The sequence below is a fragment of the Ferrovibrio sp. genome (assembly GCF_019636075.1).
Classification (GTDB): domain Bacteria; phylum Pseudomonadota; class Alphaproteobacteria; order Ferrovibrionales; family Ferrovibrionaceae; genus Ferrovibrio.
In genome coordinates this window covers 1-23,169 of record NZ_JAHBYG010000057.1, presented here as the reverse complement: position 1 = coordinate 23,169, position 23,169 = coordinate 1, and the positions used below count along the sequence as shown (strand labels likewise).

Annotated in this window: 22 protein-coding genes and 1 tRNA gene; 9 read left to right on the top strand and 14 right to left on the bottom strand. The window is 59.3% G+C overall.

The window, feature by feature from the left end; all coding sequences use genetic code 11:
• The coding region (locus KF827_RS17960) for a PaaI family thioesterase (RefSeq protein WP_367273151.1) at positions 1–198 on the top strand (198 nt) is incomplete at its 5' end.
• Between the two features lie 2 nt (positions 199–200).
• On the top strand, positions 201–2,009 hold the full coding sequence (lepA, locus tag KF827_RS17955) for a translation elongation factor 4 (protein WP_291008405.1): 1,809 nt from the start codon (positions 201–203) through the stop codon (positions 2,007–2,009).
• 14 nt (positions 2,010–2,023) lie between these two features.
• Here lepA and KF827_RS17950 read toward each other — a convergent pair whose 3' ends face one another.
• Positions 2,024–2,353, bottom strand: coding sequence for a hypothetical protein (locus tag KF827_RS17950; protein WP_291008402.1), 330 nt, complete (start codon positions 2,351–2,353; stop codon positions 2,024–2,026).
• A 140-nt stretch (positions 2,354–2,493) separates the two neighbouring features.
• Here KF827_RS17950 and KF827_RS17945 point away from each other — a divergent pair.
• Positions 2,494–2,584: transfer RNA gene (locus KF827_RS17945), tRNA-Ser, on the top strand.
• Positions 2,585–2,746: 162 nt separating this feature from the next.
• On the opposite strand, the gene KF827_RS17940 is transcribed toward KF827_RS17945, so the two are convergent.
• From KF827_RS17940 to KF827_RS17925, 4 genes are read right to left on the bottom strand one after another with little or no spacing between them, the layout of a single operon-like run.
• Positions 2,747–3,190, bottom strand: a complete 444-nt coding sequence (locus KF827_RS17940) for an RbsD/FucU domain-containing protein (protein WP_291008399.1) — start codon at positions 3,188–3,190, stop codon at positions 2,747–2,749.
• Positions 3,184–4,047: an amidohydrolase gene (locus KF827_RS17935; RefSeq protein WP_291008396.1), complete on the bottom strand. Its 864-nt coding sequence runs from the start codon at positions 4,045–4,047 to the stop codon at positions 3,184–3,186. Before KF827_RS17935 ends, KF827_RS17940 begins: the two co-directional genes overlap by 7 nt.
• A complete protein-coding gene (locus tag KF827_RS17930; protein WP_291008393.1) occupies positions 4,044–5,078 on the bottom strand; it encodes an aldo/keto reductase in 1,035 nt (344 codons plus the stop codon). The genes KF827_RS17935 and KF827_RS17930 overlap by 4 nt, the downstream gene beginning before the upstream one ends.
• Complete coding sequence (locus KF827_RS17925; protein WP_291008390.1) at positions 5,075–5,773, bottom strand: alpha/beta fold hydrolase; 699 nt, start codon at positions 5,771–5,773, stop codon at positions 5,075–5,077. Before KF827_RS17925 ends, KF827_RS17930 begins: the two co-directional genes overlap by 4 nt.
• A 191-nt stretch (positions 5,774–5,964) precedes the next feature.
• Between KF827_RS17925 and KF827_RS17920 the strand changes: the two genes are divergently transcribed.
• The 3 genes from KF827_RS17920 to KF827_RS17910 are packed head-to-tail and all read left to right on the top strand — an operon-like array spanning position 5,965 to position 9,804.
• The gene (locus KF827_RS17920) at positions 5,965–6,990 is read left to right on the top strand and encodes a LacI family DNA-binding transcriptional regulator (protein WP_291008387.1); all 1,026 of its coding nucleotides are present in this window, start codon (positions 5,965–5,967) and stop codon (positions 6,988–6,990) included.
• A 20-nt stretch (positions 6,991–7,010) separates the two neighbouring features.
• Positions 7,011–8,591, top strand: coding sequence for an altronate dehydratase family protein (locus KF827_RS17915; protein WP_291008384.1), 1,581 nt, complete (start codon positions 7,011–7,013; stop codon positions 8,589–8,591).
• Positions 8,592–8,637: 46 nt separating this feature from the next.
• The gene (locus KF827_RS17910; protein WP_291008381.1) at positions 8,638–9,804 is read left to right on the top strand and encodes a fumarylacetoacetate hydrolase family protein; all 1,167 of its coding nucleotides are present in this window, start codon (positions 8,638–8,640) and stop codon (positions 9,802–9,804) included.
• Between the two features lie 19 nt (positions 9,805–9,823).
• Here KF827_RS17910 and KF827_RS17905 read toward each other — a convergent pair whose 3' ends face one another.
• The 4 genes from KF827_RS17905 to KF827_RS17890 all read right to left on the bottom strand — a co-directional run bounded on the left by KF827_RS17905 (position 9,824) and on the right by KF827_RS17890 (position 14,331).
• Positions 9,824–11,056 carry a family 10 glycosylhydrolase gene (locus tag KF827_RS17905; RefSeq protein WP_291008378.1) on the bottom strand — a complete coding sequence of 411 codons (1,233 nt, stop codon included), beginning with the start codon at positions 11,054–11,056 and terminating at the stop codon, positions 9,824–9,826.
• Between the two features lie 15 nt (positions 11,057–11,071).
• Positions 11,072–11,911, bottom strand: coding sequence for a carbohydrate ABC transporter permease (locus KF827_RS17900; RefSeq protein WP_291008375.1), 840 nt, complete (start codon positions 11,909–11,911; stop codon positions 11,072–11,074).
• A 7-nt stretch (positions 11,912–11,918) separates the two neighbouring features.
• Positions 11,919–12,863, bottom strand: a complete 945-nt coding sequence (locus KF827_RS17895; protein WP_291008372.1) for a sugar ABC transporter permease — start codon at positions 12,861–12,863, stop codon at positions 11,919–11,921.
• Between the two features lie 118 nt (positions 12,864–12,981).
• Positions 12,982–14,331, bottom strand: coding sequence for an ABC transporter substrate-binding protein (locus KF827_RS17890; RefSeq protein ID WP_291008369.1), 1,350 nt, complete (start codon positions 14,329–14,331; stop codon positions 12,982–12,984).
• 163 nt (positions 14,332–14,494) lie between these two features.
• Between KF827_RS17890 and KF827_RS17885 the strand changes: the two genes are divergently transcribed.
• Positions 14,495–15,571, top strand: a complete 1,077-nt coding sequence (locus KF827_RS17885) for a sn-glycerol-3-phosphate ABC transporter ATP-binding protein UgpC (RefSeq protein WP_291008366.1) — start codon at positions 14,495–14,497, stop codon at positions 15,569–15,571.
• Between the two features lie 98 nt (positions 15,572–15,669).
• On the opposite strand, the gene KF827_RS17880 is transcribed toward KF827_RS17885, so the two are convergent.
• The 5 genes from KF827_RS17880 to KF827_RS17860 form a co-directional block, all read right to left on the bottom strand.
• On the bottom strand, positions 15,670–16,104 hold the full coding sequence (locus KF827_RS17880; RefSeq protein WP_291008363.1) for a type II 3-dehydroquinate dehydratase: 435 nt from the start codon (positions 16,102–16,104) through the stop codon (positions 15,670–15,672).
• A 12-nt stretch (positions 16,105–16,116) separates the two neighbouring features.
• Entirely contained in the window at positions 16,117–17,418 is a 1,302-nt protein-coding gene (locus tag KF827_RS17875) for a TRAP transporter large permease (RefSeq protein WP_291008360.1), read from the bottom strand.
• A complete protein-coding gene (locus KF827_RS17870; protein ID WP_291008357.1) occupies positions 17,415–17,867 on the bottom strand; it encodes a TRAP transporter small permease in 453 nt (150 codons plus the stop codon). Before KF827_RS17870 ends, KF827_RS17875 begins: the two co-directional genes overlap by 4 nt.
• Positions 17,868–18,009: 142 nt before the next feature.
• The gene (dctP, locus tag KF827_RS17865) at positions 18,010–19,017 is read right to left on the bottom strand and encodes a TRAP transporter substrate-binding protein DctP (protein ID WP_291008354.1); all 1,008 of its coding nucleotides are present in this window, start codon (positions 19,015–19,017) and stop codon (positions 18,010–18,012) included.
• A gap of 63 nt (positions 19,018–19,080) precedes the next feature.
• A complete protein-coding gene (locus KF827_RS17860) occupies positions 19,081–19,965 on the bottom strand; it encodes a shikimate dehydrogenase (RefSeq protein WP_291008351.1) in 885 nt (294 codons plus the stop codon).
• Positions 19,966–20,178: 213 nt separating this feature from the next.
• Here KF827_RS17860 and KF827_RS17855 point away from each other — a divergent pair, with 213 nt between their 5' ends.
• Together KF827_RS17855 and KF827_RS17850 are read left to right on the top strand one after the other, a co-directional pair.
• A complete protein-coding gene (locus KF827_RS17855; protein WP_291008347.1) occupies positions 20,179–20,943 on the top strand; it encodes a TetR/AcrR family transcriptional regulator in 765 nt (254 codons plus the stop codon).
• Positions 20,944–21,148: 205 nt separating this feature from the next.
• Positions 21,149–23,035 (top strand): bifunctional sugar phosphate isomerase/epimerase/4-hydroxyphenylpyruvate dioxygenase family protein, encoded by a 1,887-nt coding sequence (locus tag KF827_RS17850; RefSeq protein ID WP_291008344.1) that lies wholly within the window; start codon positions 21,149–21,151, stop codon positions 23,033–23,035.
• Positions 23,036–23,169 lie beyond the last annotated feature (134 nt).

The following is a 23,169-nucleotide window of genomic DNA, read 5'->3' as shown; positions in this document are numbered from 1 at the left end:
AATGGCGATTATGTGGGGCCGTCTCCGCTGGGCTCATGGGTGGAAGGGCGCGGCCGGGTGCTGCGGCTTACCCGCAGCATGGCCTTTGCCGATGGCCTGATCACCGCCGATGGCGAACCGGCCATGCGGGTGAGCGGCATCATGAAGATAACGGCGCGTCAGGTGCATGCCCGGCCGCTTTCCTCGATGTTTGGGTGAAGATCTTGGCCACCGACCTTTCGTTGATCCGCAATTTTTCCATCATCGCCCATATCGATCATGGCAAATCCACCTTGGCCGATCGCCTGATCGAGGCCTGCGGCGGGCTGGAAAAGCGCGAGATGACCGAGCAGGTTCTCGACAACATGGATATCGAGAAAGAGCGCGGCATCACCATCAAGGCGCAGACCGTGCGCCTGAGCTACAAGGCCAAGGATGGCAAGACCTATATCCTGAACCTGATGGATACACCCGGCCATGTGGACTTCGCCTACGAGGTGAGCCGTTCGCTGGCGGCCTGCGAAGGCTCGCTGCTGGTGGTGGATGCCAGCCAGGGCGTGGAAGCGCAGACCCTGGCCAATGTGTATCAGGCCATCGATGCCGGCCATGAGATCGTCCCGGTGTTGAACAAGATCGACCTGCCCGCCGCCGATCCCGATCGCGTGAAGGCGCAGATCGAGGATGTGATCGGCTTGGACGCCACCGATGCCGTGCCGATCTCGGCCAAGACCGGCATAGGCATCGACCTGGTGCTGGAAGCCCTGGTGCAGCGCCTGCCGGCGCCCAAGGGCGACCGCGAGGCGCCGCTGAAGGCTTTGCTGGTGGATAGCTGGTACGATGCTTATCTGGGCGTTGTGGTGCTGTTCCGCATCATCGATGGCACCATCCGCAAGGGCATGAAAATCCGCTTCATGTCTTCGGGCGCGGTGCATCCGGTGGAGCGCGTGGGCATCTTCAATCCCAAGCGCGTGCTGGTGGACGAACTCGGCCCCGGCGAGATGGGTTTCTTTACCGCCGCCATCAAGGAAGTGGCCGATACCAGCGTGGGCGACACCATCACCGAGGATAAGCGCCAGACCACCCAGGCATTGCCGGGCTTCAAGCCTTCGGTGCCGGTGGTGTTCTGCGGCCTTTATCCGATTGATGCCGGCGCCTTCACGGAATTGCGCGAGAGCCTGGCCAAGCTGCGGCTGAACGATGCCAGTTTCCATTTCGAGATGGAAAGCTCCGCCGCGCTGGGCTTCGGCTTCCGCTGCGGCTTTCTCGGCCTGCTGCATCTGGAAATCATCCAGGAACGCCTGGAGCGCGAATTCAATCTCGACCTGATCACCACCGCGCCCAGCGTGGTGTATCATGTGCATCTGATCGACGGCACGATGGAGGAGGTGCATAACCCCGCCGACATGCCCGATGTGATGAAGATCGACCATATCGACGAGCCCTGGATCAAGGCCACCATCATGGTGCCCGACGAGCATCTGGGCAGCGTGCTGAAGCTGTGCGAGGAAAAGCGCGGCCGGCAGATCGAGCTGACCTATGCCGGCAACCGCGCCATGGTGGTGTATCGCCTGCCGCTGAATGAAGTGGTGTTCGATTTCTACGATCGGCTGAAATCGGTCAGCCGCGGCTATGCCAGCTTCGATTACCAGATGGATGGCTACGAAACCGGCGATCTGGTGAAGATGACCATCCTGGTGAATGCCGAGAATGTGGATGCGTTGGCCACCATCGTGCATAAGGGCCGCGCCGAAGGCCGGGGCCGCCAGCTTTGCGAACGGCTGAAGGAACTGATTCCGCGCCAGATGTTCAAGATCGCCATCCAGGCGGCCATCGGCGGCCGCATCGTGGCGCGCGAGGATATCTCGGCTTTGCGCAAGGACGTGCTGGCCAAATGCTATGGCGGCGATATCAGCCGCAAGCGCAAGCTGCTGGAGAAGCAAAAAGAAGGCAAGAAGCGCATGCGCCAGGTGGGCAATGTGGAAATCCCGCAGGAAGCCTTCATTGCCGCGCTTAAGATGCCGGAACCCTGAAGCCGGAAATCGTATTAAGCCAGGGCCCCGAAGCGCGGGCGGACCTTCTTCGGCGCCCGCTTGCGGAACAGCAGCACCAGCAGCAGGCCGAGCACCAGCAGCAAGGGAGCGGCCGGCAGCGGCAGCAGGTCGTTCACCAGCGTTTCCCGCAGCCAATCGGGCAGATGGGCATTCAGCCGGGCCGGGCCATTGGGATCCAGCCGCAGCCAGAATTCCCCCAGGCTGGCCAGCAGGCCGCCATTGCTGGGGCCGGAATCGCCCTGCAACAGGGCCAGGATATCGCCTCCCAGGGCCACCAGCCCCAACGCGCAAAGCAGCCAACCGAGCCAACGCCCAACCAGCATGGCAATCCCCCGCCTGCAATACCTGTTTCAGCAGCCGATTTCCCGGCCCCGCCAAGGCCTTAGGCCCTGGCCAGGGGCATCTAATCACCCCCGCCCGGCGATTGCAAATCCCTCTGCCGCCGCTATAGTGCCGCCGCGCTGGATGGGTGGCCGAGTGGTCGAAGGCGCACGCCTGGAAAGTGTGTATACGTCAAAAGCGTATCGTGGGTTCGAATCCCACCCCATCCGCCACGCAGTTGCCTGTCAGGGAGCGATAGCTCCAATTGATCAGATAAGGATGTTTATCCTTCGCGTCTGGAAGCTAGGGAAGTAGCCCAAAGCTTCAGCACTTCGGCCCGATAATTCAATATAACAAAGAATTCTGATATCCGCGCTTCGTGAGATTCCCGGGCGTCAGGCAGTAACGCCCTTGCGCAGCAGAAAGCAGCCATAGGGACGGGGATCGCCGACCTGCACGACGCCAAATCCGTCTGAAGCAGCCGCATAGAAGACGGCGCGCTCAAGTCTGGCAAAGGGCAGGCCGGCATGGCCGTGCTTGACGAATATGGCGGCTGCATCGCGCTGAACCTGGGGCTCGTCGCTCGGGTTATGAACTTGCGCCATGACGCGGACGGGGGCCGGCTCGAAAGTGTCGAGCGGGAAAACCGTCAGGATTGCACGCAGGACTTCAGGCAATGCCAGGCCCGGCAATCGGATCAGGCGTCCGGAATGGCTTTTGCGTGCAATGCGCTCGGCCGGGTGATTGGCGTCTACCACGGCGAGATCATCGCCATGGCCCATCGCGGCCAACATCCAGAGCAGATCGGCGCTTAGAATGGGATCGATATGCTTCAGCATGATGGTCGTTTTCCTCGGCGGGACAGATAAAGCGCAGCAGCGTTTCCGCCCATGATCAGCTCCTGATCCGGCGCGGGCAGCGATGCAATGAAGGTGCGGCAGAGCGTGAACCAGTCCTGATAGCGTGCGGCCAGTTCGATCACCGGCCAGTCGCTACCCCAGATCAGCCGCTGCGCTCCGAAGCAGTTCAACAGAAACTGCATTGCCGGCAATAAGTCGTCCGGTCGCCAGCCTTTGCCAAACTCGGTCACCAGGCCGGAAAGTTTGCAGTGAACGTTGGGCAGTTCGGCCAGCGCCTTGATGCCGTCATACCAGCCGGTGAGTGCGCTGCGGTCGCCGGTCAGCACCGGTTTGGCGCCGTGATCGATCACAATCGCCATTGCCGGGTGGTGCGAGGCTACCTGTAACAGCGGCGGCAGATGTATGGGTTTTACCAAGGCGTCAAAAACCAGCCCGTGCCGTGCCATGGCCTTCAGGATGGCCGTATGGCCGGGTCGCAGCAGCCAGGTGCTGTCGGCGATATCCTGCACCATCGGGCGCAAGCCGAGCAGTAACGGATCGGCGGCCAATGCATCCAGTCGCGCCAGCGCATCCGCGGCGTCGAAATCGATCCAGCCAACCACGCCCGCCAGGCTGGGCGTGGTGCGGGCGATATCCAGAAGATAATGGGTTTCCGCTTCGGTGGGGGCTGCCTGCACGGCGATGGTGGCATGGATATCGTGGCGCAGAAGATGTGGGGCGAGATCGTCTGGCCCTACATCACGATAGATCGGGGTTAGCGTCGATGTCAGCCAGCCATAGTCGCCGCGATCCAGACGCCAGTAATGCTGATGCGCATCGATGCGGGCCGTTGTCATGTCGGCGTGTCTCGCACCGGTATCGGCGCGGCGGAATCGAGCAGGCCTTCCTGCTGCAGGTCGCGCCAGAGTTGGCTGGGAATCTGGCGGTTCAGCGCGTCGATATTGCGGCGGACTTCCGCCGCCGTTGTGGCGCCGAGCACCAGGCTGGAAACGGCAGGGTGTGCGAGAGCGAATTGCAGCGCGACCTCGGCCAGTACCGCACCATGCGCGGCACAGATCCGCTCCATGTGGCCAACGCGCTCTAGGATCGCTGGCGGCGCTGGAGCGTAATTGTAGCGGGCGCCAGCCTTCGCTCCGGTGGCAAGGATGCCGGAATTGAATACGCCGCCAAGCATGATGCCAATGCCGCGCTTTTGCGCCATTGGAAGGAAGTTTGCCAATGCAGGCTGTTCCAGCAGGGAGTAGCGGCCGGCCAGCAGCATGGTGTCGAAATCCCCTGCGCTGGCAAAGCGTTCGCTGATCTCCACCTCGTTCACGCCGATACCGATGGCGCGGATCGCACCGCTGCTTCGCAGGGCGTTGAGCGCACGGTAGCAACCGTTCATCGCCTCGGCGAAGCGCCGCTCGATCATGTCTTTGCCATGCGTCCAGACATCGACATCGTGAATCAGCAGGAGGTCGATGCGGTCGAGCCCCAGCCGCAGCAGCGATTGTTCGAAGGATCGCATCGTGCCATCGTAGGAATAGTCGATCACCGCGCCCTGTGGCAGGCCGCCGACATAGCCAGAGCCGTTGCCGCGATCCCTGGTCGGATCCATCCAACGGCCGACCTTGGTGGACAGCACGAAGCTGTCACGCGGCACCTGGCGCAGTGCGATGCCGCAGCGTTGTTCGGCCAGACCGTGACCGTAAAGCGGCGCGACATCAAATAGCGTTATCCCGGCGGCATGAGCAGCGCTGACGGCGCCGATTGCCTCGGCGTCATCCAGCACGGCATAAAGATCGCCGATCGGTGCGGCGCCGAAGCCGATGCTGCTGACGGTTAGGCCGCTGCGGCCGAGCGGACGAGTGGGCAGCGGGTGTGTCATGACCTGAGCCATTCGATCAGCAGGCGGTTCACGGCCTGTGGCGCTTCCAGATTGGCACAATGACCGCAATCGGGCAGGAGATGCAGTTCGGAACCGGAAATGTGGGCGGCAATTTCGCGCGCGCAATCAGGCGGCGTCACCTCATCCTGCAATCCGGCCAATACCAGCGTAGGGCAACGGATGGCGGATAGCGCTGGGCGTGCATCAAAGCGATGAATGACCGCCTGCATTTGGCGTTCCACCGCAGGCAGACCGATTTCCTCAGCCATGGCGACCATCAGCGCGGCATACTGTTTGCGGCATGACATGCTGTGGAAATCCCGCTCCAGTCCGGCCTGTGCCATGGCGGCAATGCCCTGCTGCCGGGCCAAATCCAGGGCTGCGAGGCGTTTTTCAGTGGTGGCGGGCAATTCCGGCCGCGCCGAGGTGGAAAGCAAGGCCAGCCGTTCAACGCGTTGTGGGGCGAGGCGCATGATCGCCAGCGCGACATAGCCGCCCATGGAGCAGCCCGCGAGGGCGAAGCGTTCCGGCGCCGCGGCCAGCACACGATCCGCCATGATCTCGATCCGGTCGGCATCGAGTGCGGCACTTGGCGGCACCGTCGCTGATGCCAGCGGCTGCAGGGCCGCGATCTGGGCTGCCCAAACGCGATGATCGGATTTCAGGCCGGGAAGCAGTATAATGGGTGTCGGCATGACGACTCGGGTCTGTTGGCAGGTGTGGCCAAGAGAAATCTAAACGTTTTGATTATCGGATTGAGAATTTAACTTGGAAGCGAATCAACATTAGATTATCTCCGAATTTATTTGGCGCAATGGATTGCGGCTGGATATCTAAACGTTTAGATTATTTCTCAAAATCCCTCAAGCCCTCCTTGGGAAAATAAATGGCGAATATCCGTGACGTAGCCAAACATGCCGGGGTGTCGATTGCCACCGTTTCCACAGCGTTGAACGGCACTGGCCCGGTTAGCGAAAAGACAGCGCGTCGCATCTGGGATGCGGTGGAGGCGGTCGGTTATGCTCCGAACGGCATCGCCCGCAGCCTTCGCCTGGGCAAAACCAAGTTGATCGGCCTGGTGGTCTCGGAAATCACCAATCCCTTCTTCGGTGCGCTGACGCTGGCCATTGAGAAGGCGGCCCATGCGCAGGGCTATGCAGTGATCGTGTGCAACAGCAACGAAGACGATGCCCGCGAACTGGAACTACTCGATCTGCTGCGGGTGCAGCGCGTGGCCGGCATCTTGGTCGCACCATCGGGACAAGGCGATAAATATCGCGATAGTCTGGCACGCAATGCCGGTGCGCCGTTGATCACCATCGATCGTCATGTCGAGGGATTGAAGCGTGATTTCGTCGGTCTCGACAACCGTGCCGCCGGCCGCATGATCACCGAGTATATTTTGCGGCTCGGCCATCGCCGTATCGCTTTCATCGGCGGCCGCACCGGTGTTTCCACGAGCGATCATCGCTATGAAGGCTATTGTCAGGCATTGGCCAGTGCCGGGTTGCAGCCCGACCCTGCACTTTGCCTACGCGCCGATTTCCGCAGCGAAACAGCATATACGGTGGCACAGCCTTTGCTGGCCATGACCGACCGACCGACCGCCATCGTCGCCGCAAACAATGTGATGGCTCTCGGCGCATTGCAGGCCATCGGTGATCTCGGTTTCCGTTGCCCGCAGGATATCTCGGTTGCCGGCATCGACGATTTTCCCTGGAGCACGGCTTTGCGACCGCGGCTGACTACGGTGGCGCAGCCGATCGAAGAAATCGGCCGGGCCGCCGTGGAGATGCTGCTTGAACATATTTCCGGCGAAGCAGCCGCGCCAGAAGCTGCACCAGAAGCCGCACGCAGCAGAATCTTTCTGCCTACCCTGATTGCTCGGGATTCTTGCGCAGCCCTGACGTAAGTGCGAATGGACCAGATCCAATGAAGACGCCTCGCTCGGCAATTCCACGCATAGTCCGCCTCCATCCCGAAGATGCAATCCTGATTGCCATCGACGCTTTGCCGGCTGGTTTCACGGCCGATGGGATTGCGGCCGCCCAGCAAATCCCGCGCGGCCACAAGATGGCCCTGCGGCCGATTTCCGCCGGTGAGCCGATACGCAAATTCGGACAGCCGATCGGCATCGCCGCCAAGCCGATTGCGGCCGGCGAATGGGTGCACGATCACAACTGCATCTTCGAGCATCAGGAACTGGAGGCGCAGGTCGGCACGGCGGCTGTCAGTGTCAGTGCCAGTGCCGGTGCCGGTGCCGGTGCCGGTGCCAGTGCCAGTGCCCGGCCATTGGGCAGCAATGCGCCTGCGATGTTCCAGGGCTATCGCCGCGGCAATGGCAGTGCCGGCACACGCAACTATGTCGGCGTGCTCACGTCGGTGAACTGCTCGGCCACCGTGGCACGCTATATCGCAGAAGAGGCGCACCGTAGCGGTCTCGTCGATAAATTCCCTGGCGTAGATGGCATAGTGCCGATCATGCACAGCACGGGCTGCGGGATGGCGGGCTCTGGCGGTGGCTATGATATTCTCGACCGTTGCCTCTGGGGTTATGCCGCCAATCCCAATATGGGTGGCGTGCTGATGGTTGGTCTGGGTTGCGAAGTGCTGCAGATCGAACGCTTCAAGAAGGAACGGAGCCTGGGCGACAGCGAAACCTTCCGCAGTTTCACCATTCAGGGCGAGGGCGGCACCAAGAAGGCCGTCGATACCGGGCTTGCCGCGCTGGAGGCAATGCTGCCGCTGGTGGCTGCCGCGAAGCGTGAGCCGATCCCGGCCTCCGAGCTAACCGTCGGCCTGCAATGCGGCGGTTCGGATGGCTATTCCGGCATCACCGCCAATCCGGCGCTGGGCGCGGCCGTCGATCTGCTGGTGCAGCAGGGCGGCACGGCGATCCTGAGCGAAACGCCGGAAATCTACGGCGCCGAACATCTTCTCATTCGCCGCATGCAGGATCCGGCCGTAGCCGGGGATCTGCTCGATGTCATCCGCTGGTGGGAAAGTTATGTCGGGCAACATGGCGGCAGCATGAACAACAACCCTTCGCCCGGAAACAAGGCCGGAGGTATTTCCACCATCCTGGAGAAGTCGCTCGGTGCGGCGATGAAGGGCGGCACCACAGGCGTTACGGCGGTTTATCGTTATGCTCAGCAGGTGAAACGCAAGGGCCTCGTTTTCATGGATACACCTGGCTTCGATCCGGTTTCCGCCACCGGCCAGGTTGCCGGCGGCGCCAACCTGATCTGTTTCACGACCGGGCGCGGCTCGGCTTATGGCTGCAAGCCTACGCCGTCGCTGAAGCTTTCCACCACCACAGACCTCTATCGCCGCATGGAAGACGATATGGATATCAATTGCGGCGATATTCTCGATGGTATCAGCATTGCCGACAAGGGTAAGGAAATCTTCGAGAGCATGCTGCGGACTGCCTCAGGCGAACGCACCAAGTCGGAAAAACTCGGCTATGGCGACGCCGAATTCGTGCCCTGGCAGATCGGCGCGGTGATGTAAGCCAATAAAAAGCCGGGAAGAACATCACACTATAGGGATATGACGCATGCTTTCCGTTTCGACCACTCTGCCCAAGGATGGCGCTAAGGCCGCATTGGCCGGTCGCCTCTGGCTGCCCGATGTCGGTGGTCCGGCGGTGATTCGTATTGACGGTGACCAAGTCACCGATATCACGGCGGCTTTTCCGCTGATGCGCGACCTTTGCGAAACCGTGAATCCGGCTGCCGCCCTGCATTCTGCCCGTGGCGTATCGCTCGGTTCGCTTGCCGATATCCTGGAGGCATCGGCCAAGGCGAAAAACGATCCGGCAGTGATGCATCTGCTGGCGCCTGTTGATTTACAAGCGGTGAAAGCTTGCGGCGTCACCTTCGTGGTGTCGCTGATGGAGCGTGTGATCGAGGAGCAGGCGCGCGGCAATCCGCAGGCGGCTGCCGATATCCGCCGCGAAATCCAAGGCGCTATCGGCTCCGATCTGGCCGGACTCAAGCCCGGCTCGGACCAAGCCATGGCATTGAAGAACCTGCTGATCGAGAAGAAGTTGTGGTCGCAGTATCTTGAAGTTGGGATCGGGCCGGATGCCGAGGTTTTCACCAAGGCGCCGATACTATCCTCCGTCGGCCATGGCGGCGAAGCCGGCCTGCATCCGAAATCGACCTGGAACAACCCCGAGCCAGAGGTGGTGCTCATCGTGACTTCGAAGGGCAGCGTGGTTGGCGCAGCTCTCGGCAACGATGTCAATCTGCGCGATGTTGAAGGCCGCTCGGCGCTGCTGCTTGGCAAGGCCAAGGACAACAATGCCAGCAGCGCGATCGGGCCATTCATTCGCTTTTTTGATGCGGATTTCAATATCGACAGCGTTCGCCGCATGACCGTTTCGTTGGACATCAAGGGCGCGGATGGCTTCCACCTGCAAGGCAAGTCGGACATGGCGCAGATCGGGCGAGATCCGCTCGATCTGGTGGCGCAGACGATCAATGCCAATCACCAGTATCCCGATGGCTTCGCGCTGTTCCTCGGCACGATGTTTGCGCCGAGCCAGGACCGCGATGCGCCTGGCGGCGGCTTCACCCACAAGCTGGGCGATGTGGTCACTATTTCTGCGCCGGAACTCGGCGCGCTGACCAATGTGATGACGACATCGGATAAAGCCGCGCCCTGGCGTTTCGGTCTGCGCGACCTGATGACCAACCTGGCGCGCCGTCAGCTCCTCTGATAACGACAGGCGCGGGCGTTCAGATATGAACGCCCGACCAGCTCGGCGCGGCGATGCGCTGCACGGTCGACCACAGGCCGATTTCCTTACGGCCACCGCCGCCGATACCGGCGCCCCAGGCATGCACGTTGTTGGATTCCAGCAGGCAGATGCCCTCTGCGCCGCCGCGGCGCGCGCCATCGGCCAGGGCTTCCAGATGCAGGGCGGCCTCATGCGCTGGCCTTGCGTGCATGTCGAAGACGAAAATGCCGATTGCCAGCGTGCCTTTGCCGTCCATGCGTTCGCGCGCATCCAGCGCTTCCCGCCAAACCCGGGGGGCATCGATGTCGAACAGATCCCAGTTATCCATGAACAGGATCACATCGTCGACGATGCCCTGGCGCGCCCAGTCGGCCCAGTCGACAAAGGAACCGCGACGCGAGTCGGTGGGATAGCGCTCGGCTTCCCACCATGGCATCGGCAGCGCCATGGATTTCAACGACCGTACCCGCACGCTCAGCTTCTTGCCGGCGGCATGCACCATATTCGAAGCTTCGCGCATGAACTCGGTTACCTGAGCGACGCGAAAATCCACCCAGGCCGGATCGTCGTTGCGCAACGCGATCGGATCCTTGCCGTATTTCTGGCGGAAAGCGTCGCGCATCGGCGGTTCGTATCCGAAGATCGAGGTACCGGAGGGGTCGACCTCCACGCTCGGCAGATGGCGGAATTCCCATTCCTGCGTTTCACGATAGAAATCCAGCATCACGAAGGCCGGATCATAGGCCAGTTGCTCGGCCAGCATTGCCAGCTTGTGCCTGCGCACCTCGGGGTGAGCGAAACTGAGCTTGCTGCGGCGCTTGCGGCCTTCGCGCGTTTCCGACCAGCAGGCCGGATTCTCGCGTGCCAGTCGTGAGACATCTAACTGGAAATGCGATTCCTCGAACAGGGGATACCAGGAACCGATTTGCATGCCGAGCTGCCGGCCGACATCGATGGCATCACGCAGCGGATCCCATTGGCGAAGGTCGTAGCTGCGGCGTGCGGAGCCTTCATTGCCTGGACGGTCGATGCCGGTGCCGCCTTCACTGCCCCAGTAAACATCTTCCAGCTTGGAGTGATATTGAGCGCGGGCACCGAACATGGTGCGCCAGGGTGCGCGCACCACGCCGGCATGCTTCATCTGGTCGAGGATGCGTTCCACCGATGGGCGGCCCCAGCTGCCCCAGGAATTAAACCAGTCGCCATGGCTGACCGTGACATCGACACGCATTGCTTGATCCTCGTTTTAGCCTTTGACGGCGCCGGCAGTAATGCCCTGTACGAACCAGCGCTGGATGACGGTGAAAAGCAGCAGCACCGGCAACGCGGTCAGCGCACCCAGAACCATGATTTCCCCCCAGGGGGCATGGGCGGAATTCGACATTTCCCCGAGCGCAATCGGCACAGTCTTCATCTCGCCGCGCGTCATGATCGCGCTGGAGAACAGGTATTCGCTCCAGGAGATGATGAAGGCGAGGATGCCGACCGACAACACGCCGGGTGCGGCCAACGGTAGAATGATCAGGCGATAGATTTGCCAACTGGTGGCGCCGTCTACCAGCGCGGCCTCATCCAGTTCGGCGGGGATGCCGCGGAAGAAGGATTGCATCAGCCAGAGGCAGAAGGGCAGGGTGAGCACCGTATGTGCAAGGATGCCGCCGGGATAGGTATTCGACAGGCCAAGGCTATCGAGCGCGACATAGAGAGGCAGGAAAATCATGATCGGCGGAATGATATAAACGAAAAGCACGCCGAGCGTGATGGCCTCTCGGCCCCAGAATTTGAAGCGCGTGAGGCCATAAGCCGCCAGCGAACCGAGGAACATATTCATCAGTGCCGTGCCGAAAGCGACGATGCTGCTGTTGACGAACCAGCGCCAGGCTTCGGTCGTCTCGAATACTTCGCGGAACCAGTAGAGGCTGGGGGTAGTGAACAGTTTCGGCGGCACGACCAGCAGATCGCTGGGGGCACGCAGGGCGGATACCGCCATCCACAGTAGCGGGAAACCGGCAGCCAGCAGGATAAGAGCGCACCACAGCGCGAACAGAACATGCAGGGCGCGGGGATTATGCAGGAATCTCATCATGCCATCCTCAATGAGTGGTCAGGCTGGCGCGGATGGCGCGGCGGAAGATGAAGATCACCGCGCCGATGGCGGCGCCCAGCATCAGCGCCAGTACCGCGGCACGGCCAGGGCGGAAGAAGCCCATCGCCTCTTCATAGATCCAGATCGGCCATACATATGTGCTGCCGGCCGGCCCGCCGCCGGTCAACAGCCAGGGCAGATCGAAAGAGGTGGCAGTCCAGATGCCGCGCAGAACGACCAGCGCGATCGTAGCGGTGCTCAGCGAGGGCAGAGTGATATAGCGGAATTTCTGCCAGGCATTGGCACCATCGAGGCTGGCGGCCTCGTAAAGCGAACTGTCGATCTGCTGCAATGCGGCCCAGTAGATCAGCATGGCGAACGGGAAACCGTGCCAGACATTCGCCATTACCACCAGCCAGATCGCGGCATCGGCAGAGCCGAGCGGTGAGGTGTTGGCAGGAAACAGGCTCAGGCTCTGCAGCCAGAAGGTCAGGATACCGGTGCCATCGCTGAACATCCATCGCCAGATCAGCGCCAGCGAAATCGCCGGCACGGCATAGGGCAACAGCAACAGGCTACGGAACAGACGACCGCCGCGCTGCAATTGGTTGATTGTGAGAGCCGCGGCAAGTCCGAGCGCCAGCTGGCCGACCAAAGAACCGAATGTCCATAGCAGGGTGATGCCGGAAATACCGGCTATCTTGCCGCTTTCGAAAACCTTGGTGTAGTTGGCTAGGCCGACATAGCGGCCTTTCTCGCCGATCAGCGACGCGTCGTAGAAGCTATACTGGATGGATTGCACCAACGGGACCAGCAGGAAGCCGGCCAGCAACAGCAGCACAGGAAGGACCAGAAGCCAGCCGGTAATCGCCGAGCGAGTGGCAAAACCGAGTTTCCGATCGCGGGCAGGACGTGCTTCGGCCTGGGGTTGCGGGCTGGAGGGAGTGGTCATGAAGGGAGCTCGGTGCAGAATAGAAAAATGTGCGGAATGAAAATCTGCGATGGGCAGCAGGCTTGCCTGGCCCGGGCTCGTCGTGAGTCCGGGCCAGGCCGAAGCCGCTTTGCGTGGTTTACTGACGCTGCTCGAAGGATTGTTTCATGAAAATGTCGAGCTCGTCGATGGCCTGCTGGGCTGTCTGCCTGCCGAGTGCAACCTTCTGCATGCTCTCGTTGATCACGCTGGTACTCTCCATGATTGAGGAGACCGGGTTGAGGCCTGCCTCCAGGCCGTAACGATGCCAGTTGGCAATCACGTCGCGGCGGATCGTTTCGACCTCGGGCGCGAAGCGCTTGATGATCGGGTCCGACTTGAAGGCTTCCGTTTCATAGGCGCTGTTGATCGCAGGCAATGCAAAGATAGCGCGACTGTTGGAGCGCTTCGCAACTTCGGCGGGCTGCATCAAGCAACCGACCAGCTTCTTCGAGGCCGCCACCTCATTGGCCGGTCCGGCGCCGATCATGTGGAAGAAGCCGCCTCCGAGGCTGGCCTTGGCCGGACCATCGCGGCCCGGCAGTGGGAAGACGCCCAGCTTGTCCAGCATCTCTGGGCGCTGCTGCTCGACGAATTTCACCACGCCGCCCCATTCGGCGCCCGCAGCGATCTGGCCGTTCATCAACGCGCTGCGAATCTCGATCAGCGTCCAGTCGATGCTGGCCGGAGGCGAGTAGCGCTTGTGCATCTGCATCATATAGTCGAGCGCGGCGGTGGCTTCGGCCTTTTTCGCGCCGAAAGCATACGCGCCGGTTTTGGGATCGGCCACGGTGATGCCCTGGGCATAGAGCGCATCGAACAGCGATTGCTGCGCGGCAAAGAACTTGGCGCCCCACGGCACGGCGAAGCCGAATTGGTCGGGTTTGCCATCGCCATCCTTGTCTTTGGTCAGCTTCTCTGCCATCGCCTGCAATTCGGCCCAGTTGGCAGGCATCTTCTGGATGCCGGCCTCGGCGAACAGATCCTTGCGATACCACACCGCATGATGTAGCGCCCAATCCGGCACTGCCCAAGTTTTGCCTTCGGCTTTTACGGTATTCAGGAAAGCCGGGATGAAGTCGGCGCGGCCATGGGCGTCGATCACGTCATCAACCGGGGCCAGGCTCTTGCGGCTCTGCAGAAAGGCGACGACGCTTTCTACCGTGTTGATCACGTTCGGCGGTTTGCGGTCCCGCAGGGCCGCCGCGATCCGCGGATACATCACATCCAGGCCCACGCTTTCCGGACGCACGCTGACGCCTGGCTGCTGGGCGGCGCAGACCTCGATCTGCTGCTTCAGGATAGTTTCATGCGCCGGCGTGCTGGATTGGTACCAGAAGCTGAGTTGCTGGGCTTGTGCGGCCGGTGCCGACAGCCCGAGCAAGGTTGCCCCCGTGGCGGCTATTGCCACGCGCAGAATCCCATTGCTCAATCGGAAATGCTCGGTCATTGGTTTCCCTCCCATGGGACCAAAACGTTTTGATATATGACTGACACAAGCCTGCCTGAATCAGGCAGTTTGCGAAAAAAACATGAGGTATACGCTGGCTATTGTCAATCGAAACGTTTCGATATAATCATCCCGCAAGGTTAAAAACTACCAGGAGGAGCCCGTGGCATCGGTCAGCATCCGTAATCTGCGCAAAAGCCTGGGCCGTCAGCAGATTCTGCACGATATCTCGCTGGAGATTGAGGATGGCACCTTCGTCGTGTTGGTTGGCCCTTCCGGCTGCGGGAAGTCTACATTGCTGCGCATGATTGCCGGCCTGGAAGAGACCCGCGAGGGCGAAATCCATATCGGCGCACGGTTGGTCAATGCCGTGCCCCCCAAAGAGCGCGATATCGCAATGGTATTCCAGAGCTATGCGCTCTACCCGCATATGACTGTGCGCGAAAACATGGGATTCTCGCTCAAATTGGCGGGGGCCAGGGCCGATGCGGTGCAAACCGCAGTGAAACGCGCTGCGGATATCCTGGGGCTCGAAACGCTGCTTGATCGCCGGCCGCGCGAGCTTTCCGGCGGCCAGCGGCAACGCGTGGCGATGGGGCGCGCGATCGTCCGTGATCCGGAGGCATTCCTATTCGACGAACCGTTGTCGAATCTGGACGCGAAGCTGCGGGTAAAGATGCGCACCGAGATCAAATCGCTGCACCAGCGTCTCAAGACGACCATGGTCTACGTCACGCATGACCAAATCGAGGCCATGACACTGGCGGACAAGATCGTTGTCATGCGGGAAGGTCGCATCGAACAGACCGGGGCGCCACTGACTTTGTACGATCAGCCGGCTAACATGTTCGTTGCGAGCTTTATAGGGTCTCCTGCGATGAACTTCATCAACGGAAAGGTTGCTATAGAAAACGACGCCTTGATGCTTGTTACCGCTGCGGGGGACAATCTGAGGCTTTCCGATACGGCCGTGCAGCGTGGGGAAATAGGCCGGCCGATTATCGCGGGCGTGAGGCCCGAGCATCTTCGGATTGCAGAGGGCGGAGGGCTTCAGACTTCGGTTTCGGTCGTCGAGCCGACGGGCTCAGATACACTGCTTCAATGCCACAGCGGCGATCAGGACCTGCTTGTATCCGTAAATGAAAGAATCGGTTGCAAACCGGGCGAGAGGATATCGTTGACAGCAGATCCTGCCAAAATACACCTCTTCGATCCGCAGACCGAACGCCGCATCGCATAACGGGCCGTTGCTGTGCTCGTCTAAAAGCTATCAGCTCTTAACGCGGTATTGCCCAAAACCCCAGTTAAACTGGAGGCAGCAGCTCATATGCTTCGGCGTTACTTCTTGATTAGCTTTTCCATCGCCTGTATCGCGGTTGCATAGCCTTCCGGGCCGAGGCCTGCAATGACGGCCGTTGCAATCTTCGAGACGAAAGAATGGTGATAATAGGCTTCGCGTCGATGAATGTTTGAGATGTGCAGCTCAATGATAGGGCTGGGAAACATCTTCAAGGCATCCAAGATCGCTATTGAAGTAAACGTGAAAGCGGCAGGATTTATAATAATGCCGGCCGCGCCATCATCGATGGCTTCATGAATCCAGTTTATGATTTCCCCTTCAATATTCGACTGATGAAACCGCACCGGCCGTTTGCCGGCGGCTTCGCGGCACATGGCTTCCACTTCGGCCAGTGTGGTGTAGCCGTAAATCTCGGGTTCGCGCTTTCCCAGGCGGTTCAGATTGGGTCCGTTGAGGATAAAAATAGGCTTCATAACTTCTCCTTATTATCCTTGATAGCCGAGAAGACGCGGCAACCACAGGACCAGATCTGGAAACAAGGTGATCAATGCGAGCGATGCAATCATCGCCCAGAGGAACGGCATTACATCCCGTACGATGTCGCGGATCGGAACCTCGGCTATGCGGGTCATCACGAAGAGCAGCAGGCCGTATGGCGGAGTGATCAGGCCCAACATGATGTTGACGACAACCACGATGCCGAAATGCACCATGTCGATCCCGAGTGCTTTGGCTGTGGGGAGAAGAACCGGCACCACCACGAGCAGTATCGTGGTGCCTTCCAGCAAGCAGCCGAGTAGCAGCAGCAGGATGTTGACCATGATCAGGAAGCCAAGGGGCGACAGATCCCAGGCTTGCAGCAAAACTTTGATGGATTCAGGAATATTCTCCACCGTGACGACATAGTTGAAGACCAGTGCGCCTGCGATCAGCATGCCAATCGATGCAGAGGTGCGGGCACTTGCCAGAACGGAAGTATAGAAATCGCGGAAACTTACGCTGCGATATAGCAAGACTGAGATTATCAGGGCATAGGCGGCGGCGACCGCGGCCGCTTCCGTGGGCGTGGTTGCGCCGCTATAGATTCCGCCCAGCAATACGATTGGCATCATGAGCGTGGGCAGGGCCCGCCATGTGATGCCGGGAATCTCGCGCAACGGGGTTGGTTTTTCGAAAGGGAAATTTTCCCGCTTGGCAGCCCAGGCAACAATCAGCATCTGCGCGCCCGCCATCAGCAAGCCAGGAATGACGCCGCCCAGAAACAAGTAGCCGATCGAAGCATCCGAAACCAATGCAAAGAGGATAACTGGGATCGATGGCGGAATGATGGGGCCGATAACGGCGGTTGCGGCAGTGAGCGCGGCTGCGTAGCTGGCGCGGTATTTCCCGTCAGCAGTCATCATGATCTGCATCATCTTGCCGGTGCCGGCCGCATCTGCGATGGCAGAGCCGGACATGCCGGCAAAAATGATGCTTTGCAGAACGTTCACTTGTGCCAGACCGCCGCGGAAACGGCCGACGATAGCGTTGCAGAAGCGCAGCAGGCGCTCGGTCATCGAGCCGATATTCATCAATTCTGCGGCAAGAATGAACAATGGCACGGCCAGGATGATGTAATTGGTATACATCCCGTTCAGCAATTGCTCGGCCACCGTGCCCATATCGAGGCCGGCAAGCCAGAGATAGACGATGGATCCGGCGATCATGGCGTGGCCAATCGGCAGGCCTAGAAACGCCAGAATCGTCATTGCAACGATGGAAATCGAGAAAGGGCTTGCGAGGGTCATACGCCGGATGCCGCCTTGGTTGGGTCAAGCGCCTGAGGAGCTTTGCCTTTCAGCGCCTGCCAGCAGAGCCAGATATATCGGACCAGTACGGCCAAAACGAAGATAACGTAAATGGAGAACAACCAGTCGAAGCGGATTTTCAAATACGCGCTCTTCTCAACCTTCATGAAGGCGACATAATCGGCGACAGCCGGCAAGGAGGCGCCATACAGCAGCAAGAGAGCGCCGCCGGTGAGCAGCATCATGGCGCGACGCATGCCAGGCCCGGCTGCGGCATAGATCAGATCGAAGCGGATTTCTTCTTCTTCGCGCAGCACGAAAGCGGCGCCCCACAATACCAGCCAAAGCCATAGAATCGAGCTGATTTCATTGGTCCAGCCGATCGGTAGATTCAGCAAATACCGGAAGATGATTTGCAGGATAAAGGCGAAGAACATGATCGCCAGCATCGCAGCCAGAACATTCTCGGCTCTTCGGTATAGCCATCCAGCTAAGCTGTTCATTCCGCACCGTGCTGCACGGGTGTCTCCGCAAAGTCAGTCTGTCGTTAATTTTCTGCGGGGGCCCAATTCATGGGCCCCCGCAGAGGGATCAAAGCGCGTTGATCTTGTCGATCATGCCCGCCGGCCAGTCCTTTGCGAGGCTGGACGCCAGATATTTCGCCTGGGCATGCTTGCGGAAAGCCGCTTGATCCGGCTCATAGATATTCAGGCCTTTGGCTTTGAAGAAATCGAGCAATTCCTTCTCGCGGTCCTGATGTTTCTTGGTCGAGAAATCGATTGCAGCATCCGCGGCGGCCTGGAAGCGCTTCTGCCCATCGGCCGACATGCCCTTCCATACTTTGCTCGAGACGGTAAGCAAATCGAAGCCGACGAGATGCGAGGTCAACACGATTTGCGACATCACTTCATAGAATTTCATATTCTCGACATTGGGCAGTGGGTTGTCCTGCCCATCGATCGCGCCGGTTTGCAGGCCGGTGTAAACCTCGGCATAGGCCATCGGCGTGGGATTTGCGCCAAGGGCTTCGCCCAGGAATTGCCAGGCCTCGCCCGGCGGCATGCGCAGCTTGATGCCGGTCAAATCCGCCGGCGTGGAGATTTTCTTGTTCGGCTTGAGGCCGACCTGGCGCGAACCGAAGTAGGTGGGACCAAGGATATGGATGCCTAGCTGCTCGTCTGCCATCTTCTTCATTTCCGCACCTGCCGGGCTGGCGAAGAACTTCGCCAGATGATTGGCATCGCGGAAAAGATAAGCGGCGGTGAGCAAGGACCAGGCGGGAATCTGCTTGGAAATATCCTGCGGGGCGATGTTGCCCATTTCCAGATTGCTGCGCTGGATGGCTACCAGTTCCGTGCCCTGTTTGAACAGGTTGCCGCCGTAATAGCCCTCGAAAACGAAGTCATTGCCGATGCCCTCGGCGAATTTCTTCATCATCTCGGCGCGGATATCCTGCTCCGAGAAAACGGCCGAGAAGCGCAGCTTCGGCTTGGTTTGCGCGAAGGCATCACGGCCAAGGCCGGATAGTGGAGCCATTGCCGCTGCGGCTGCCAGGCCGGTTCCGGCCATGAAGCGCCGGCGTGTCGTTTGCTTGTTCATTCTAGTTTCCTCCCGTTGCATATATAATTGCAGGTTCTTGGTTACTGTAATCCTTTCACAGCCTCATGCGGCCATGGCGAAATGGCTGGCCATTGCCGCCATGTTCGATTGATGGCCGGTAAATAATTCAAACGCGCGTACAGCCTGGCCAATTGCCATGCCAGTGCCGGATAGCGTGCGGCAGCCCAAGCCGCGTGCGGCACGCAGCAATTCGGTCTCTTCCGGGAAATAGATGATTTCCGCCACCCAGTGATTGCTGCGCAACAATGCAGCAGGAAATGGGGTGCCCGGGTATTTACCCATTCCCACCGGCGTTGCATTGACTATGCCGTCAGCTAGGCCGAGCCGTTCGGGCATCGCGCTTGCGGCTTGTACGCGACCGCCCCAAGCATGCTGCATATGGGCTGCAAGGGCCAGGGCACGATTGAAATCGCTGTCGACAAGCGTCAGATTCTCCACACCCAGTTGCATAAGCGCGTAAGCCACGGCGGCACCGGCGCCTCCCGCGCCGAATTGCACGACATTGCGCATTACAGCGCCGGCCAAGCCGGCGCGGAAGCTCTCTGCAAAACCCCAGCAATCGGTATTGTAGCCTGTCAACCTTATCTCGCCGGTTGCTGCCAGGCGCTCGTAAACCACTGTATTGACAGCGCCGATGGCGGCCGCTTCATCAGACAATGCGTTCAGTAAAGGCAGAACCTGCTGTTTAAACGGATGCGTGACATTAAAACCCTGAAAGCCGAGGGTGGCGCCGGCCGACAGGAGATCCGGCAAGGCCGCGTCACCCAGTTCAAGTTGATCAAAATCTACCAGAAAATAAGCATAATCCATGCCCAGGCGCGCCGCTTCGCGCTCATGCATTTTCGGCGTGCGGGATTGTTGGATGCCGCGACCGATCAAACCAACACAAAGCGCCTGGCTAGCCAATGGATCGGTGCGCGCAGCCATTACGGCGCGCAATTTTTCGACGCATATGGCGTGCGGTTCCGGCACGTTTCCTCCTGCGAGGGCGGTTCCCCCGTTTTCTTGCTGGTAGAATGTACGAAATAGTTAGTATAGTCAAATGCTGAAATTGCTCTTCAGCCAAATCGTTTAAAAACAGCTGGAAATCTGCCGGCCTGGCTGTGCTGGCTATTTGAAAAGATATCAAGCGAGGGCAGTATGCACGAAACGTTATCTTTCGTGGATTGGGGCAAAGCAATGGCATCGGCGAAGAAAGGCGGACCCAAATCCAAGTTTGAGTCGAAAAAGCCTCTGCAAATGAGCGTTACGACTAAAGCCGAAACGCGCCATGCCGGTGCGAAGGCACGCAGACCGGAAGCCACTAAGCAGGATATCATCGATGTGGCCGGCCGGGAGTTCGCCCAGAATGGTTTATCGGGCGCGCGGGTGGATGAGATCGCGGCCAAGACCGGCTCCAGCAAACGGATGATTTATTATTATTTTGGGGACAAAGATGGCCTCTATCTGGCCGTACTGGAAGAAGCCTACCGAAAAGTCCGCACGACAGAAGCGCAACTGGATCTGGAGCATTTGAAGCCTGTCGATGCGCTCCGCAAGCTGGTAGAGTTTACCTTCGATCATCATACTTCCAATGAGCCTTTTATCCGGCTTGTAATGATCGAGAATATCCATCATGGCGAATATCTGGCGCGTTCAAAGACGATTCAAGAACTCAATGTTTCGGCAATCGGCGAATTGGAGCGTATTTATCAGCGAGGCCTGCAGGATGGCATATTCCGCAAGGGGCTGAATGCCATTGAACTGCACTGGCAGATAAGTGCTTTGTGTTTTTTCGGCGTATCCAATCGCGCCACGTTTTCGCAGATTTTCCGTGTCGATCTTTCTTCCAAAAAGGCGTTGGCTCATTTGCGTATGCAGGTGGTCGATATGGTCATGCGGAATGTGCTGAAAAACCCGGGTTGAAACACGCGACAGGCGGGGCCTAAACAAGCGACAGGCCGGGCTTAAACAAGCGACAGAAATATGTGGTTGGCCGCGAAGATCATTCGCTGCAGATTATGTACGAACCAGTTCGCTCATATACAGAAACGCCAGGGAGGCTCCGATCATGGAAAATCCATCCGTACAAAACGCACCCGCACAAAACCCGCAACCATCGGCGACGACAATGCGCAGTTCGATTGCCACCGTTTCCATCAGCGGCACTCTGGTGGAGAAGTTGCACGCAATCGCTGCGGCGGGGTTCGATGGCGTGGAAATTTTTGAAAACGACTTTCTTGCCTTCGATGGCTCGCCCCACGAGGTGGGGCGGATGGTACGGGATGCTGGTTTGGCCATCACGCTGTTCCAGCCTTTCCGTGATTTCGAAGGCATGCCGGAGCCTCAGCGGAGCCGTACATTTGATCGCGCCGAACGCAAGTTCGATGTGATGCAGGAACTGGGCGCGGATCTGATGCTGGTTTGCTCCAATGTCTCGCCGCTGGCCCTGGGCGGCATCGACCGTGCGGCTGAGGATTTCCATGAACTTGGCGAACGCGCAGCAAAACGCGGTTTGCGGGTGGGGTATGAAGCGCTGGCATGGGGGCGCCATATCAGCGATCATCGCGATGCCTGGGAGATCGTTCGCCGCGCCAATCATCCCAATGTCGGCCTTATCCTCGATTCCTTCCACACTTTGGCGCGCCGGATCGATGTCAATTCAATCCGCGCCATTCCAAAGGATAAGATATTCATCGTGCAATTGGCCGATGCACCGTTGATCAATATGGATCTGCTGCATTGGAGCCGACATTACCGCAATATGCCGGGCCAAGGCGATTTGCCGGTGCAGGATTTCATGCGGGCCGTTGCGGCCACGGGTTATGACGGAGTTCTGTCGCTGGAAATTTTCAATGATCAATTCCGCGGAGGCTCCCCTAAGGCCGTGGCGGTGGACGGCAAGCGGTCGCTGGTCTACCTGATGGACAGGGTGCGCCGGGAAGAGCCCGGCACGCGTATTGCGGTGCCGAGTATTCCGGACCGTATCCGTGTGGAGGGGGTGGAGTTCATCGAATTCACTGCCAATGAGCAGGAAGCCTCCGATTTGTCTGCCCTGTTCCGTACCTTCGGATTCCGCAAAGCGGCCCAGCATAAATCCAAGGATGTCACGCTTTGGCGCCAAGGCAGCATCAATTTGCTGATTAATACCGAACGGGAGGGCTTTGCCCATTCGGCTTATCTGATGCACGGCACCAGCGTGTGCGATATCGGTCTTCGCGTGGAGGATGCGGCGGCCACAGCGCAACGAGCGCGTGCCTTAGGCGCCGAACCTTTCGAACAATCCGTGGGGCCTGGGGAATTGCGCATTCCGGCCATACGCGGCGTTGGCGGCGGCGTGATGCATTTCATCGATGGGAAAAGCGATCTTGCGCATTTGTGGGATATCGATTTCCTGCCCATGGACGATCAAACCGGAGCAGATGCCGGCCTGATCAGGATCGATCATGTGGCGCAGACGATGAATTACGAAGAAATGTTGACCTGGGTGTTGTTTTATACGGCGATTTTCGCAACGCATAAGACGCCCATGGTCGATATTGTGGATCCTGCCGGTTTGGTGCGCAGTCAGGTGATCGAGAATACCGAAGGCAGCCTCCGCTTGACCTTGAATGGTGCCGAGAATCGCCGCACGCTTGCAGGCCATTTCATTGCCGAGAGTTTCGGCTCGGCGGTGCAGCACCTGGCTTTCGAGACGCAAGACATCTTCGCCACAGTGGCGGCGTTGCGGCGCAATGGCTTTCAGGCTTTACCGGTTTCGCCGAATTATTACGATGATATCGAGGCGCGTTTTGGTTTGGCGCCGGAATTGCTGGATCGCATGCGCGAGATGAATATTCTTTATGACCGCGATGCGGAAGGGGAGTATTTCCAGATTTACAGCCCCAATCACGGCGAAGGATTTTTCTTCGAGATTGTGCAGCGCCATCGTTATGGCGGGTATGGTGCTGCCAATGCGCCGGTCCGGATCGCCGCGCAAAAGCGGGCGATGCAGGATAAGATTGCCTTGCCGATTTAGCAGGTTGTCTGCGTTGCCCTTGCCGCCCCAGGTTACTTGAAGAGGCGGCATCGTTTCCTATCATACTATAGGGCGATGAGCTGAATGAAGGTGGGCATGCTTGAATTTCGCCGCCATCATCTGGAAACGACGAG

Coding starts and splice junctions, on each gene's coding strand:
- KF827_RS17950 (WP_291008402.1), bottom strand. CDS start 2,353: ATGCTGGTTGGGCGTTGGCTCGGTTGGCTGCTTTGCGCGTTGGGGCTG.
- KF827_RS17860 (WP_291008351.1), bottom strand. CDS start 19,965: ATGGCTGCGCGCACCGATCCATTGGCTAGCCAGGCGCTTTGTGTTGGT.
- KF827_RS17855 (WP_291008347.1), top strand. CDS start 20,179: ATGCACGAAACGTTATCTTTCGTGGATTGGGGCAAAGCAATGGCATCG.
- KF827_RS17870 (WP_291008357.1), bottom strand. CDS start 17,867: ATGCTGGCGATCATGTTCTTCGCCTTTATCCTGCAAATCATCTTCCGG.
- KF827_RS17875 (WP_291008360.1), bottom strand. CDS start 17,418: ATGACCCTCGCAAGCCCTTTCTCGATTTCCATCGTTGCAATGACGATT.
- KF827_RS17920 (WP_291008387.1), top strand. CDS start 5,965: ATGGCGAATATCCGTGACGTAGCCAAACATGCCGGGGTGTCGATTGCC.
- KF827_RS17915 (WP_291008384.1), top strand. CDS start 7,011: ATGAAGACGCCTCGCTCGGCAATTCCACGCATAGTCCGCCTCCATCCC.
- KF827_RS17935 (WP_291008396.1), bottom strand. CDS start 4,047: ATGACAACGGCCCGCATCGATGCGCATCAGCATTACTGGCGTCTGGAT.
- KF827_RS17850 (WP_291008344.1), top strand. CDS start 21,149: ATGCGCAGTTCGATTGCCACCGTTTCCATCAGCGGCACTCTGGTGGAG.
- KF827_RS17880 (WP_291008363.1), bottom strand. CDS start 16,104: ATGAAGCCTATTTTTATCCTCAACGGACCCAATCTGAACCGCCTGGGA.
- KF827_RS17925 (WP_291008390.1), bottom strand. CDS start 5,773: ATGCCGACACCCATTATACTGCTTCCCGGCCTGAAATCCGATCATCGC.
- KF827_RS17900 (WP_291008375.1), bottom strand. CDS start 11,911: ATGATGAGATTCCTGCATAATCCCCGCGCCCTGCATGTTCTGTTCGCG.
- KF827_RS17940 (WP_291008399.1), bottom strand. CDS start 3,190: ATGCTGAAGCATATCGATCCCATTCTAAGCGCCGATCTGCTCTGGATG.
- KF827_RS17890 (WP_291008369.1), bottom strand. CDS start 14,331: ATGACCGAGCATTTCCGATTGAGCAATGGGATTCTGCGCGTGGCAATA.
- dctP (WP_291008354.1), bottom strand. CDS start 19,017: ATGAACAAGCAAACGACACGCCGGCGCTTCATGGCCGGAACCGGCCTG.
- KF827_RS17930 (WP_291008393.1), bottom strand. CDS start 5,078: ATGACACACCCGCTGCCCACTCGTCCGCTCGGCCGCAGCGGCCTAACC.
- KF827_RS17895 (WP_291008372.1), bottom strand. CDS start 12,863: ATGACCACTCCCTCCAGCCCGCAACCCCAGGCCGAAGCACGTCCTGCC.
- KF827_RS17910 (WP_291008381.1), top strand. CDS start 8,638: ATGCTTTCCGTTTCGACCACTCTGCCCAAGGATGGCGCTAAGGCCGCA.
- KF827_RS17905 (WP_291008378.1), bottom strand. CDS start 11,056: ATGCGTGTCGATGTCACGGTCAGCCATGGCGACTGGTTTAATTCCTGG.